At 69.4% G+C, this 13417-nt stretch carries 10 protein-coding genes and 1 pseudogene; 7 read left to right on the plus strand and 4 right to left on the minus strand.

Features of this window, described 5'->3' with window-relative positions:
* Positions 1-252: 252 nt before the first annotated feature.
* On the minus strand, positions 253-807 hold the full coding sequence (locus ACIBAG_RS17440) for a methylated-DNA--[protein]-cysteine S-methyltransferase (RefSeq protein WP_399105869.1): 555 nt from the start codon (positions 805-807) through the stop codon (positions 253-255).
* Between the two features lie 77 nt (positions 808-884).
* A pseudogene (locus ACIBAG_RS17445) lies at positions 885-1742 on the minus strand (glycerophosphodiester phosphodiesterase); the annotation flags it as partial.
* A 278-nt stretch (positions 1743-2020) separates the two neighbouring features.
* Between ACIBAG_RS17445 and ACIBAG_RS17450 the strand changes: the two are divergent.
* The 7 genes from ACIBAG_RS17450 to ACIBAG_RS17480 all read left to right on the plus strand — a co-directional run bounded on the left by ACIBAG_RS17450 (position 2021) and on the right by ACIBAG_RS17480 (position 10870).
* On the plus strand, positions 2021-2887 hold the full coding sequence (locus ACIBAG_RS17450) for an MHYT domain-containing protein (protein ID WP_399105871.1): 867 nt from the start codon (positions 2021-2023) through the stop codon (positions 2885-2887).
* A gap of 40 nt (positions 2888-2927) precedes the next feature.
* A complete protein-coding gene (gene uvrB / locus ACIBAG_RS17455) occupies positions 2928-5078 on the plus strand; it encodes an excinuclease ABC subunit UvrB (RefSeq protein ID WP_399105873.1) in 2151 nt (716 codons plus the stop codon).
* A gap of 198 nt (positions 5079-5276) precedes the next feature.
* Entirely contained in the window at positions 5277-5855 is a 579-nt protein-coding gene (locus ACIBAG_RS17460) for a TerD family protein (RefSeq protein ID WP_399105875.1), read from the plus strand.
* Positions 5856-5918: 63 nt separating this feature from the next.
* Positions 5919-7997, plus strand: a complete 2079-nt coding sequence (locus ACIBAG_RS17465) for a TerD family protein (protein WP_399105877.1) — start codon at positions 5919-5921, stop codon at positions 7995-7997.
* Positions 7998-8221: 224 nt separating this feature from the next.
* The gene (locus ACIBAG_RS17470; protein ID WP_399105879.1) at positions 8222-9223 is read left to right on the plus strand and encodes a TerC/Alx family metal homeostasis membrane protein; all 1002 of its coding nucleotides are present in this window, start codon (positions 8222-8224) and stop codon (positions 9221-9223) included.
* Positions 9224-9363: 140 nt separating this feature from the next.
* Positions 9364-9666, plus strand: a complete 303-nt coding sequence (locus tag ACIBAG_RS17475; protein ID WP_399106326.1) for a hypothetical protein — start codon at positions 9364-9366, stop codon at positions 9664-9666.
* Positions 9667-9769: 103 nt separating this feature from the next.
* Positions 9770-10870 (plus strand): calcium:proton antiporter, encoded by a 1101-nt coding sequence (locus ACIBAG_RS17480; RefSeq protein ID WP_399105881.1) that lies wholly within the window; start codon positions 9770-9772, stop codon positions 10868-10870.
* A gap of 91 nt (positions 10871-10961) precedes the next feature.
* On the opposite strand, the gene ACIBAG_RS17485 is transcribed toward ACIBAG_RS17480, so the two are convergent.
* Positions 10962-12233 (minus strand): MFS transporter, encoded by a 1272-nt coding sequence (locus tag ACIBAG_RS17485; protein WP_399105883.1) that lies wholly within the window; start codon positions 12231-12233, stop codon positions 10962-10964.
* A 95-nt stretch (positions 12234-12328) separates the two neighbouring features.
* Positions 12329-13375 (minus strand): S66 peptidase family protein, encoded by a 1047-nt coding sequence (locus ACIBAG_RS17490; RefSeq protein ID WP_399105885.1) that lies wholly within the window; start codon positions 13373-13375, stop codon positions 12329-12331.
* Positions 13376-13417: the final 42 nt, after the last annotated feature.

Consider the following 13417-nt stretch of genomic DNA (forward strand, 5'->3'; position numbering starts at 1 on the left):
ACGCTGCGGCGCGATGCCGGTGGCGGCCCCCCAGCCCGCCCACGATCTGCGTCGCGATCAGCACGGCCGCTATACGACGCCGCAGGGCCGGCAACCGCCAGGGCGTGACGTACGCCTGTGCCGCGACGACCTGCCGGTCGACGGCGGTCACCAGGCACCGGCCGTACGCCGAGCCGGACCCGCTGTCCCACCCGCCCGACCTGCATGACCGATCGCCGAGCACTACCCGGCTCTCCGAGGCCGATGAAGCGCTCAGAACAGCGGCTCCGGCAGCACCCCCTCCAGCGCGAGCAGCTTCCGCTTGGTCTCCAGGCCGCCCCCGAATCCCCCGATTCCGCCGTCGCTCTCGACGACCCGGTGACAGGGCACAACCACCGGCAGCGGATTGGCACCCATCGCCATCCCCACCGCCTGCGCGGCACCCGGCTGCCCGACCCGCCGGGCCAGATCGCCGTACCCGACGACGCTGCCGTACGGGACCCCGGAGGCCAGCTCGCGCAGCACCTCCCGGTTGAAGCCGGAGATGAGCGCCCAGTCCAGCGGCAGCTCGAAGTCACGCCGCGTACCGGCGAAGTACTCCTCCACCTGGCGTATCGCCTCGGCCAGCAGCGGGGAGTCCGGCGCCTCGACCGGCTCGGTGCCCAGGCGGGACGCCAGTCGGTCGAGTGCCTTCTCACGCACCTCCTCGGTTGCGTGGAACACGACGCTGACCAGGCCGTCGCGGGTCGCGGCCAGCATCAGCGGACCGATGTCGGTACCGACGACGGCCCACCCGACCTGCTGCGCGTACTGCCCATCGCTGTCCATGCGGCCACCGTACGACCCGCCACTGACAACGCCCGGGGAGCGGACGTGGGCTCCCGCGTGGCTTCCGCATCCTCGGACACGGCGTCCCGCACCACGTCGGGGGTGTTGGTGATGATGCCGTCCACGCCGTACCCGGCGACCAGCCGGGCGGTGTCCGCGTCGTTCACGGTCCACGTGAACACCTCCAGCGGTCTGCCGTGCGGTCCCGTGAACGCGTGGACGGAGGCGACATAGCCCCGGGAGATGGAGCCGTACGAGGGGTTGATCTGGTCGGCGAAGGTCGCGTAACCGGCGAGGTCGGCCGCGGGTGGCGTCCCGAGGAAGCCGGTCTTGACGGCGGGCTTCAGCTCATGGACGGTCCGTGTGCTGCCGGCGCTGAAACTCTGCACGATCAACCGGCCCGCGAGGTGGTGCCGATCAAGCCAACCCGCTTTGTCCAGCACTTTGAGGGTCTGCCGCTCGATGCCCGGGTACAGATCGGGGTTCTTGATCTCCAGGAGCAGGTTCTGGTGGTGCAGCTCCACGCGCTCCATGAACTGCTCCAGCGTCGGCACGCGCGCGCCCGCGTACACGGGACTGAACCAGCCGCCCGCGTCCAGGCGGGCGATCTCGGCGGTGGTGAAGTCCTTCACCTTCCAGGGCGCCCGGTCGGGGAAGACCTGCTCCACATCGGTCGTGCGCTTCAGGTTGTCGTCGTGGAGGACGACCAGCTTGCCGTCCTTCGTGCGCTGCACGTCGTTCTCAACCCAGCTGATGCCCAGTTCAGCGGCCTTGTCGACGGCTGCCAGCGTGTTCTCGGGGGCGTAGGCGGAGGCACCCCTGTGGGCGATGACCGTGGGCGGCTCGGCGCCGGCGCGGGCGTCGGAGGCGGGAAGCAGAAGAGCGGCGGTCCCCAGGAGCGCGGCCGTCGTGGCGACCACAGCGCGCGCGTGCATGCGTACTCCTCGCGTCGAACGATCACGGACAGCTCAACTGTGACAGCAGAGGGTCAACGGCGAGGGAGTACAGAATGGCCACAGATTGAATGGAGTTGCCCGGGCCCGCTCACCCGTGCCGCACAACTGGGGCAAGGCCGTGTTTCTTTGCCGGAAAATCGTTCGACCATTGCGGTGGGAGTTACTCTCTGCCTCAACCCTGACCGCTCGGGCGGTCCTGGGAGGGGGCGCATTTCACGGAGTTCCGGGACGTAAGAGGGCGGGAAAGGCAGCCGCGTATGCAGGGCACGATCGACGGTTTCAGCTACGGACTCGTCACACCGCTGGTGGCCTACCTCATGGCCTGCCTCGGCGGTGCCCTCGGTCTGCGCTGCACCACCAGATCGATGCTCGTCTCGCACTCCTGGCGCCCCGGCTGGCTGGCCCTGGGCTCGGCGGCCATCGGCTCCGGCATCTGGACCATGCACTTCGTCGCGATGATGGGGTTCACGGTCGAGGAGACACCCATCCACTACGACAAACCGATGACGTTCGCCAGCCTGGCCGTCGCCATCGTCATGGTGGGTATCGGGATCTTCATCGTCGGCTACAAGGGGGCCCGCGGAACGGCCCTGTTCACCGGCGGCACGATCACGGGCCTGGGTATCGCCTCGATGCACTACCTGGGCATGGCCGGCATGCAGCTGAACGGCAGGCTCGAGTACAACACCTTCACCGTCGCCGTCTCCGTCGTCATAGCGATGGTGGCGGCCACGGCCGCCCTGTGGGCAGCCGGGCAGGTCAGAGGGTTCCTGTGGAGCGTGGGCGCGAGCCTCGTCATGGGCCTGGCCGTCAGCGGCATGCACTACACGGGCATGGCCGCCCTCAGCGTCCATCTGCACGGCACCGAGTCCGCCTCGCCGGGCGACTCACCCGCCTCCCTGCTCGCGCCGATGCTGGTCGGCCCGCTCGCCTTCCTCCTCATCGCGGGCGCCGTCGTGATGTTCGATCCGAAGATGGTCATGGGAAAGCCCACCGGGGCCCCCGTCGAGCACAAGCCGGGTGTCCCGGCCCACGCCACCGTCCCGCACCCGACCCGCCGCCCACCGCTGCGGCCGCGCCGCGCCCACGGGCACCGAGGCTCCCGAACCCCGCAGAACCACTGATCGGACCGCGTTGTCAGTGGCGGGTCGTACGGTGGATTCCATGCGGCCCGTTTCCAGCATCGAACGCACGGTGGCGCCCTTCGAGGTCGTCAGCCCCTACCAGCCCAGCGGCGACCAGCCGCAGGCCATCGCCGATCTCGCCCGGCGTATCGAGTCCGGCGAGAAGGACGTCGTCCTGCTCGGCGCGACCGGCACCGGCAAGTCCGCCACCACCGCGTGGATGATCGAGAAGCTCCAGCGCCCCACCCTGGTGATGGCGCCGAACAAGACGCTGGCCGCCCAGCTGGCGAACGAATTCCGCGAGCTCCTGCCGAACAACGCCGTCGAATACTTCGTCTCGTACTACGACTACTACCAGCCCGAGGCCTACGTCCCGCAGTCGGACACCTACATCGAGAAGGACTCCTCGATCAACGAGGAGGTCGAGCGCCTGCGCCACTCCGCGACCAACTCGCTGCTCACCCGCCGCGACGTCGTCGTGGTCGCCTCGGTCTCCTGCATCTACGGCCTCGGTACGCCACAGGAGTACGTGGACCGGATGGTCCCCCTCAAGGTCGGCGAGGAGATCGACCGCGACCAGCTGCTCCGTCGCTTCGTGGACATCCAGTACACGCGCAACGACATGGCCTTCACCCGCGGCACCTTCCGGGTGCGCGGCGACACCATCGAGATCTTCCCGGTCTACGAGGAGCTCGCCGTCCGCATCGAGATGTTCGGCGACGAGATCGAGGCCCTGTCCACGCTGCACCCGCTCACCGGCGAGATCATCAGCGACGACGAGCAGCTGTACGTCTTCCCGGCCTCCCACTATGTCGCCGGCCCCGAGCGCATGGAGCGGGCCGTCAACGACATCGAGAAGGAGCTTGGGGAGCGGCTGGCCGAACTGGAGAAGCAGGGCAAGCTCCTGGAGGCCCAGCGGCTGCGGATGCGGACGACGTACGACCTGGAGATGCTCCGCCAGATCGGCACCTGCTCCGGCGTCGAGAACTACTCGATGCACTTCGACGGCCGCTCGCCCGGCTCCCCGCCCAACACCCTGCTGGACTACTTCCCGGACGACTTCCTGCTCGTCATCGACGAGTCGCACGTCACCGTGCCGCAGATCGGCGCCATGTACGAGGGCGACGCCTCCCGCAAGCGCACCCTCGTCGACCACGGCTTCCGCCTGCCCTCGGCCCTCGACAACCGTCCCCTGAAGTGGGAGGAGTTCCAGGAGCGCATCGGGCAGACCGTCTACCTGTCGGCGACCCCGGGCACTTACGAACTCTCCCGAGCGGACGGCCAGGTCGAGCAGATCATCCGTCCCACCGGCCTCGTCGACCCCGAGGTCGTCGTCAAGCCCACCGAGGGCCAGATCGACGACCTGGTGCACGAGATCCGGGCGCGGGTCGAGAAGGACGAGCGCGTCCTGGTCACCACCCTCACCAAGAAGATGGCCGAGGACCTCACGGACTACTTCCTGGAGCTCGGCATCCAGGTGCGCTACCTGCACAGCGACGTCGACACCCTGCGCCGTGTCGAGCTGCTGCGCGAACTGCGCTCCGGCGAGTTCGACGTCCTCGTCGGCATCAACCTCCTCCGCGAGGGCCTCGACCTTCCCGAGGTGTCGCTGGTGGCGATTCTCGACGCCGACAAGGAGGGGTTCCTGCGCTCAGGTACCTCCCTCATCCAGACCATCGGCCGCGCGGCGCGCAATGTCTCCGGCCAGGTCCACATGTACGCCGACAAGATCACTCCGGCGATGGAGAAAGCCATCGACGAGACCAACCGCCGCCGGGAGAAGCAGGTCGCGTACAACAAGGCGAACGGCATCGACCCCCAGCCGCTGCGCAAGAAGATCAACGACATCGTCGCGCAGATCGCCCGCGAGGACGTCGACACCGAGCAGTTGCTCGGCACCGGTTACCGCGCGAAGAAGGACGGCCGGGGCACCAAGGCCCCCGTGCCCTCCCTCGGCGACAAGGCGGCCAAGAGCACGAAGGCGGCGGCCAAGTCCGCCAAGGGCAAGGCCAAGGAGACGGTGCCGACCGACCGTCCGGCGGCCGATCTCGCCGAGCAAATCGAGGAGTTGACCGAGCGTATGCGCGCCGCGGCCGCGGATCTGCAGTTCGAGATCGCCGCCCGGCTGCGTGACGAGGTGGCCGAGATGAAGAAGGAACTGCGCCAGATGAAGGAGGCGGGCCTGGCCTGACGGGGCCACGGGCGCCGGTCAACGCCCCGTGACCGGCGCCCCCGAACGGCCTTCGAGGGCATGCCGGGCACGCGGTGTGTTGCAAGACCGACACAAAGTACGTACCGGGGTACGGCACTGTCAGTGCCCCTGCGTAGGGTGCTGGTCATCCGCGCAGCCCGCGGCCAACAGGGGACAGCTCGAGAGGGGAATCGGCACGTGACCGTCAACATGACCAAGGGTCAGGCCATCAGTCTGCAGAAGAACGACGGCGGCAGCCTGACCGCGGTGCGCATGGGTCTCGGCTGGCAGGCGGCTCCCCGGCGCGGCCTGTTCGGCTCGCGGACGCGGGAGGTCGACCTCGACGCCTCGGCCGTCCTGTTCGCCGACAAGCAGCCGATCGACGTCGTCTTCTTCCGCCACCTGGTGAGCGACGACGGTTCGGTGCGCCACACCGGTGACAACCTGGTCGGCGGTGTCGGCCAGGGCGGCGACGACGAGGCGATCCTCGTCGACCTCGCGCGCGTCCCGGTCCACATCGACCAGATCGTCTTCACCGTGAACTCCTTCACGGGCCAGACCTTCCAGGAGGTGCAGGACGCGTTCTGCCGCCTGGTCGACGAGACCAACGGCCAGGAGCTCGCCCGCTACACCCTCGCGGGCGGCGGCTCGTACACGGCCCAGATCATGGCGAAGGTGCACCGCTCGGGCCCGGGCTGGGCGATGACGGCCCTCGGCACCCCGGCAAACGGCCGGACCTTCCAGGACCTGATGCCGGCGATCCTGCCGCACCTGTAGGACCCGCGCGGCGGCCCCGGCGGGCGGCACACGACACGACAAGCGACACAGGGGGACGAAGGCATGACGGCCGAGTTGGTGCGGGGGCAGAACCACCCGCTCTCCCAGGCCCGACTGGAGATCCGTGTCTCGGCCGGCACGCCGATCGTCGCCGGAGCCACGCTCGGCGACGAGCAGGGCAGGATCCACGGCGTCGAGTGGGTGGCCCACCCCGGCGCCCCCACTCTGCCCGGCCTCGAGGTCTCCCGGCAGGCGGCCGCCGACCACCGGCTCGCGGTGGACCTGGACGCCATGCCGGAGGCCGTCCACCGAGTGAGCGTGCTGCTCGCCCTGCCGACCGGGGTCGTCGGCCCGACCCGCTTCGGTACCGTCCCCGCCCCCGTCGTAGCGGTCACCGGCCTCGACGGCACCGAGGTCGTCAGCTACACCATCGCCGGGCTGGAGGCCGAGTCCGCCGTGGTCGCCCTGGAGCTCTACCGCCGCCAGGGTTCCTGGAAGGTGCGCGCCATCGGCCAGGGCTACGCCGGCGGTCTCGCCGATCTCTTCACCGACCAGGGGCTGCCCCAGGCCCACCAACTCGCGGGCGGCATCAACGAAGCCGTGGCCCAGGGCATGGCCCGCGCCGTGCCGGCACCCCCGCCGCGCACGGACGGTGACCGGTCACGGCAGGCGGCCGCACCGGCGCTCGGCCCGGACCAGGGCGGTCCCGCGCCGCAGGGCGCCCCCGGCCCCGTACCGCCGCAGCCGACGTCGCCCTACGGCACCCAGGCACCGGGCGGGCCCGGACAGCCGGCACCGCAGCCCGAGTCCCCGTACGAGCTCCAGACGCCCGCTGCATCGGGGCAGCCCGCGCCGCAGACGTCGTACCAGGGCGGAACCGGCGCCGCCGACCCCGCCCAGCCGGCCGCACCCACGTCCGGCGGCCCCATCAACTACAGCCATCCACGCCGCCAGAACGCGGCTCCGCCGCCACCCCCGCCCACCGCGCCCCCGGCCCAGCCCGGGCAGCCTGCTCAGCCTGTCGCGGGCGACGCCACCGGCTGGTCGATGGACGAGCGGCTCTACAACCAGGTGTGGGGCATGTTCGAGGACCTGGCCCGTACGACCGCCGCCTATCGCAGCGCGGTCGACTTCGCCGACTCGCGCATGGAGAAGGAGCTCGATCAGGTCCTGTCGGATCCCCGCAGCCGGATCGGCGGACAGGGCGACGCCGCCCGCGAGGAGGCCCAGGCAAAGCACGCCCAGCTCGTCAACCAGGCCAGGGCGGCGCTCGACCGGGACATCGCCCAGCTCACCGCCGAGGCCGAGGTCGTCGAACCCGCGCTGCCGCCCGCGTACGCGCGCTGGGACAACCCCGTCTGGCACGGCTACCGCGTACCGACGGAGATACCCATGGCCCTACGCCTGGGCGACCTCCACCTGCCCGAGAGCGACCGGCTGCGCATTCCGATGCTGGTCCGGCTGCCGCTGGAGCGCGGCCTGTGGATCGACAGCGGACCCGGCGGGTCGCTCGACGGCTCGTTCACCGACTCCCACGACCTGCGGCGTCTCGCGATGGAGACGGCGGTGGCGCACGCGGCACGGCTGCTCGCCGTCTATCCGGCGGGCGAGTTCACCGTGCACGTCATCGATCCGGCCGGTTCGGGCGCGCAGGCACTCGCGCCGCTGGTGCAGACCGGTGTGCTCGCGGCCCCGCCCGCGATGGGCGCGGCGGGAGTCGCGGAGGTCCTGGCGAGGCTCACCCAGCGCGTCGACCTGGTGCAGATGGCGGTGCGTGGCGGGGCGCCCGACTCCCTGCCGCCCGGGTTCGACACCTCCGAGCAACTGCTGATCGTCAACGACTTCCCGCACGGTTTCGACGACCGGGCCGTGAATCAGCTGCGCTACCTGGCGGACGAGGGTCCGGCCGTCGGCGTCCACCTGATGATGGTCGCGGACCGTGAGGAGGCGGCCGGCTATGGCCCGTTGCTCGACCCGCTGTGGCGTTCGCTGCTGCGACTGACCCCGGTGCCGGACGACCACCTCGCCGACCCATGGGTCGGGCATGCCTGGACCTACGAGCCCTCACTCGTGCCGCCCGGCAGCCAGGTGCTCCAGCAGGTGCTCACACAGGTCGCGGCAGCTCGGGCCAAGCACTGGTAAAGCGCCTCTGACCAGCGAACTTGGCGTTTCTTTTGCCAAGCGCTTTACCTTTCCTTGGTGATTGGGGTACTGTTCATCCCACGGAGGGGAGTACTCCCTGTCTGCTGCGACGTACCCGTCAATACGGATCCGGCCAGATCCCGGGGCGTCGGCCCATCATGGGTGGAAGAGACCTCCGGCGCGCGACGACGCTGACATTTGCCGTTACGACTGCCGGAGGCGCAGTGGAAGTTTCCACGACCCTGTGGGTCCTGACCATCGTGGGCCTTGCCGCCCTGATCGCCGTCGACTTCTTCATCGGTCGCAAGCCGCATGATGTGTCGATCAAGGAAGCCGGAATCTGGACGGTCGTCTGGATCGCCCTGGCCGGCCTCTTCGGCCTCGGCCTGCTGATCTTCGGCGGCGGACAGCCCGCCGGTGAGTTCTTCGCGGGCTTCATCACCGAGAAGTCGCTGAGCGTCGACAACCTCTTCGTCTTCGTCCTGATCATGGCGAAGTTCGCGGTGCCGTCCCAGTACCAGCAGCGGGTGCTGCTCGTCGGTGTCCTCATAGCCCTGGTGCTGCGAGCCATCTTCATCGCCGCCGGTGCCGCGATCATCGCCAGCTTCTCGTGGGTGTTCTACCTCTTCGGCGCCTTCCTGATCTGGACCGCCTGGAAGCTCATCCAGGAGGCTCGGGCCGACGAGGAGGACGAGGAGTACGAGGAGAACAAGCTGCTCAAGGCCGCCGAGCGCAGGTTCGGTGTCGCCGACCGCTACCACGGCACCAAGCTCTGGATCCAGGAGAACGGCAAGCGGGTCATGACCCCGATGCTGGTCGTGATGCTGGCGATCGGCACCACGGACGTGCTGTTCGCCCTGGACTCCATCCCGGCGATCTTCGGCCTGACGCAGGACCCGTACATCGTGTTCACGGCCAACGCCTTCGCGCTGATGGGTCTGCGGCAGCTGTACTTCCTCATCGGCGGCCTGCTGAAGAAGCTTGTCCACCTCAGCTACGGCCTGTCGATCATCCTGGGCTTCATCGGCGTGAAGCTGGTGCTGCACGCGCTGCACGAGTCCGGCGTCCACGTCCCCGAGATCAGCATTCCGGTCTCGCTCGGCGTGATCTGCTCGGTTCTGATCGTCACCACGATCACCAGCCTGAGGGCGTCCAAGAAGCAGGCGGCGGCCGAGGCGGCGCAGGCGCGGAGCGAAGGCGCTCCGAAGGACAGCATCGACGTCTGACCACGTCGGGCGTAGGAAGAACCAACACCGGGAGTGGTGCCCAGCGAATTGCCGAGCACCGCTCCCGGTGCTTCTTTGGGTGCTGGGTGTCCCCGGCCGGGGACATAGCAGCCTGGGTGGAGGCACCAGTGGACGCACCCATGAAGTTCGTGCAGATCATCGACTTCGAGACCGAGCGCATCGACGAGATGCGGGAGCTGGCCCAGGAGACGCAGCAGCGCTTCGAGGGTCGCAGCGGCGGCCCCACGCGCCGTCTCGTCCTCAAGGACTGGGGCCAGAGCAACCGCTATCTCGTAGTGATCGAGTTCGACTCCTACGAGGACGCCATGCGCAACAGCGACGACCCCGAGACGACCAAGTTCGCGGAGCAGATGGCCGCGCTGTGCAGCAGGCCACCGACCTTCACTGACTGCGACGTACAGGAGATGACCGATTTCGCGTAGCGACATACGACCCACAGGGGCCCCGCATCCCGAGGGCGCGGGGCCGCCTGAAAGCCACACGGACCGGAATGCGAACCCGCAAGCCCTCTGCGACGATCGCTCCATGATCGCTCGGCTCAGGCCGCTCACGACCCGGTGGACGTCCTTCGTGCCAGTGCTCGCAGTCGTCCTGCTGGTGTTCACCTGGGGACGGGACCTGCCCGGCGCGGTCGTCGCGCTGGTGACACTGGTCCTCGCGGGGGCCGTCCTCGCCGCCGTACACCACGCCGAAGTCATCGCCCACAGGGTCGGCGAACCCTTCGGCTCCCTCGTCCTCGCCGTCGCCGTGACGATCATCGAGGTCGCCCTGATTGTGACCCTGATGGCCGACGGCGGCGACAAGAGTTCCACCCTCGCCCGGGACACGGTCTTCGCGGCCGTGATGATCACCTGCAACGGCATCGTCGGCCTGAGCCTGCTGGTCGCCTCGCTGCGGCACCGTACAGCGGTCTTCAACCCCGAGGGCACGGGAGCCGCGCTCGCGACCGTCGCCACCCTGGCCACGCTCAGCCTGGTGCTGCCGACGTTCACGACGAGCAAGCCCGGGCCGGAATTCTCCAGCGTGCAGCTGACGTTCGCCGCGATCTCCTCGTTGATCCTGTACGGCCTGTTCGTGGCGACCCAGACCGTGCGGCACCGCGACTACTTCCTGCCCATCACCCGGCAGGGAGAGGTGGTCACCGCGGACGACCACGCCGACGTGCCTTCCGCCCGCACTGCCTTGATCAGCCTGGGGCTGCTCGGCCTGGCCCTGATCGGCGTGGTCGGCCTGGCCAAGGGGGTGTCACCCACCATCGAGTCCGGAGTGGCGGCCGCCGACCTGCCCCACGCCGTCGTCGGCGTGATCATCGCCATGCTGGTGCTGCTTCCCGAGACGATCGCCGCGCTGCGCTCCGCCCGCCGTGACCGCGTGCAGACCAGCCTCAACCTCGCGCTCGGTTCGGCGATGGCCAGCATCGGCCTGACCATTCCCGCCGTCGCCCTGGCTTCCATCTGGCTCTCCGGCCCGCTCGTCCTCGGTCTCGGCCCCACCCACATGGTGCTGCTCGCCCTGACAGTGGTGGTGAGCTCGCTGACGGTCGTACCGGGGCGGGCGACACCGCTGCAGGGCGGCGTCCACCTGGTGCTGTTCGCGGCGTATCTGGAGCTCGCGATCAATCCGTAGCCTCCGTCCATCCGTGATCGCCGCCCATCGGTGGTGACCATCTATCCGCAGGTCACCGACCCACCGTGGCCCGTCGTCTGTCCGGAACCCGTCACCCGGTGGCGGGCTCCGCCGCCGCAGTCGGCACCGGACGTGTCTCAGGCAGCAGCGCGAAGCACGTCAGGCTGAGCAGCGCGATCCCTGTCAGATACGCCCCTACACCCCAGGGCACCCGACCGCCCTGCTCGGCGAGCGCCGTAGCCGCGATCGGCGTGAGCGCACCTCCGAGAACGCCGCCGAGGTTGTAGCCCACCGCTGCGCCCGTGCAGCGCACCCGGGGCTCGTACAGCTCCGGCAGGTACGCGGCGATCACGGCGAACATCGTGATGAACGCGAGCATCGCCCCGAGGAAGCCCACGAACATCAGCAACGGCTCGCCCGTGGCGAGGAGCGCGACCATCGGGAACATCCACAGAGCGGCGGCAGTGCATCCGATCAGGGTCAGGGGCCGCCGCCCGTACCGGTCGCCGAGCACCGCCGCCACCGGTGTGAGCGAGCCCTTCACCAGCACAACGGCCATGATGCAGGTCAACATGACGCTGCGGTCCACGCCCAGCCGCTCCGTGGCATATGCGAGGGACCAGGTCGTCACCGCGTAGAAGATCGCGTATCCGATGGCGAGCGCCCCGGCGGTCAGCAGCACCAGCCGCCAGTGGTCGCGCACCACTTCTGCGAGCGGCACGCGCGCGTGGTCGTCGATTTCGAGGAACCGAGGGCTCTCGGCGAGCGACGACCGCAGCCACAGCCCCACCACGGCCAGCACACCGGCCGCCCAGAACGGAACCCGCCATCCCCACGCCGCGAACTGCGCCTCGGAAAGTGTCGCCGACAGCCCCAGCACCACCCCGTTGGCGAGCAGGAAGCCGAGCGCGGGTCCGACTTGCGGGAAGCTCGACCACAGACCGCGCCGGTCGGCGGGCGCGTGCTCCACCGTCAGCAGCACCGCCCCGCCCCACTCGCCGCCCAGACCGAGCCCTTGCAGGAAGCGCAGTACGAGCAGCAGGAGGGGAGCGAGCACACCGATCGTGTCGTACGTCGGTACGCAGCCGACCGCGACCGTGGAGGCGCCGGTCAGCAGCAGTGAGGCGACGAGGACGGGGCGGCGGCCGTGGCGGTCACCGATGTGCCCGAACAGCACCGACCCCAGCGGCCGCGCCACAAAGCCCACGCCGAACGTCGCGAAGGCGGCCAGGGTTCCCGCGACCGGCGAGAACGTCGGGAAGAACAGCGGCCCCAGGACCAGCGCCGCCGCGGTCCCATAGACGAAGAAGTCGTAGAACTCGATGGCCGTCCCGGCGAGCGAGGCGCCCGCGAGCCGCAGCATGGAGGGCGCCTTTACGGTGCGTAGTTCGTGCATGCTGCGTCAACTACCCACGGTGACCACGGGTTACGGGGGCGCGTGGGCGCGCCCGGGCTTCGTCAGTACGTGACGGTGATGCGCCGGGCGGGGCCGTCGACGCGAACGAGGCCGCCGTAGGGAATGACGAGTTGTGGGTCGGTGTGGCCGAAGTCCACGTCGAAGACGATCGGCGTGTCGGGGGCATATGTGCGCATGGCCCGCAGTACGGCCTCGCGCTGCTCGGTGGCGTAACGAGCGGCCTCCTCCGGGCTGTTGGGGCGCTCGAAGGACCAGGTCTTCGCCCGGCCCATCAACAGCGCCGAGAAGCGCCGCAGCAGGCCGCGTTCGCCCATGTTCCGCAAGATGCGGAAGACCTCGGTGCCGCTCGGCATCTCCTCGGAGGTCTCCAGGAGCAGCACTCCGCCGTCGTACTCGGAGAGGTCGCGGGCGATCTCGCGGTCGGCCATCAGGAGCCAGCCGAGGATCTCCAGGCAGCCGCCCCAACTGCGGCCTTCCACCACCCGGTCGTCGTTCACCCACGTCCATCCGCTGCCGGGCCGCGTCTCCGGCTCCGCGTCGAAGGTCGCCGGGTCGGCCCAGTCGCGGTTGACGTCGCTCCAGCGCTCGGCGGGCCGGAGTTCGTACTCACCGGAGGTGAACAGCGCGGCCCGCAATGATTCGGCGGTCAACGGCTCCATGGCGACGGCGCGGCCCAGTGCCGTCATCACGGTCGCGCCGTGGTACCCGACGATCCCCGTGTTGCGGAGGTACATGAGCAGGTTCGTGTTGTCGCTCATTCCGAAGAACGGCTTAGGGTTCGCCCGGATCAACTCCCGGTCCAGCAGCGGCAGCACGGTGATCTGGTCGTCGCCGCCGATGGAGGCGATGACCGCCTTGATATCGGGGTCGGCGAACGCGGCGTGGACGTCGTCGGCCCGTTCCTGCGGCGTCGAGCCCATCTTGCGGGTCGCCGGGTACTCGACCGGTTCGAGTTCGTAGTCCTTGCGCAGCCGCTCCAGGCCCAGCTCGAAGGGGCGCGGGAAGAGCCCGGGCAGGCCCGCGCCGGGGGAGATGACGGCGATGCGATCGCCGGGGGAGGGCTTGGGAGGGTACGAGATCATGGTCATGACTGGAGCGTAGGACCCCTGGCGTGCTCCATGCATCGTGAT

It is taken from the genome of Streptomyces sp. NPDC051243 (assembly GCF_044455405.1).
Lineage (GTDB): Bacteria > Actinomycetota > Actinomycetes > Streptomycetales > Streptomycetaceae > Streptomyces.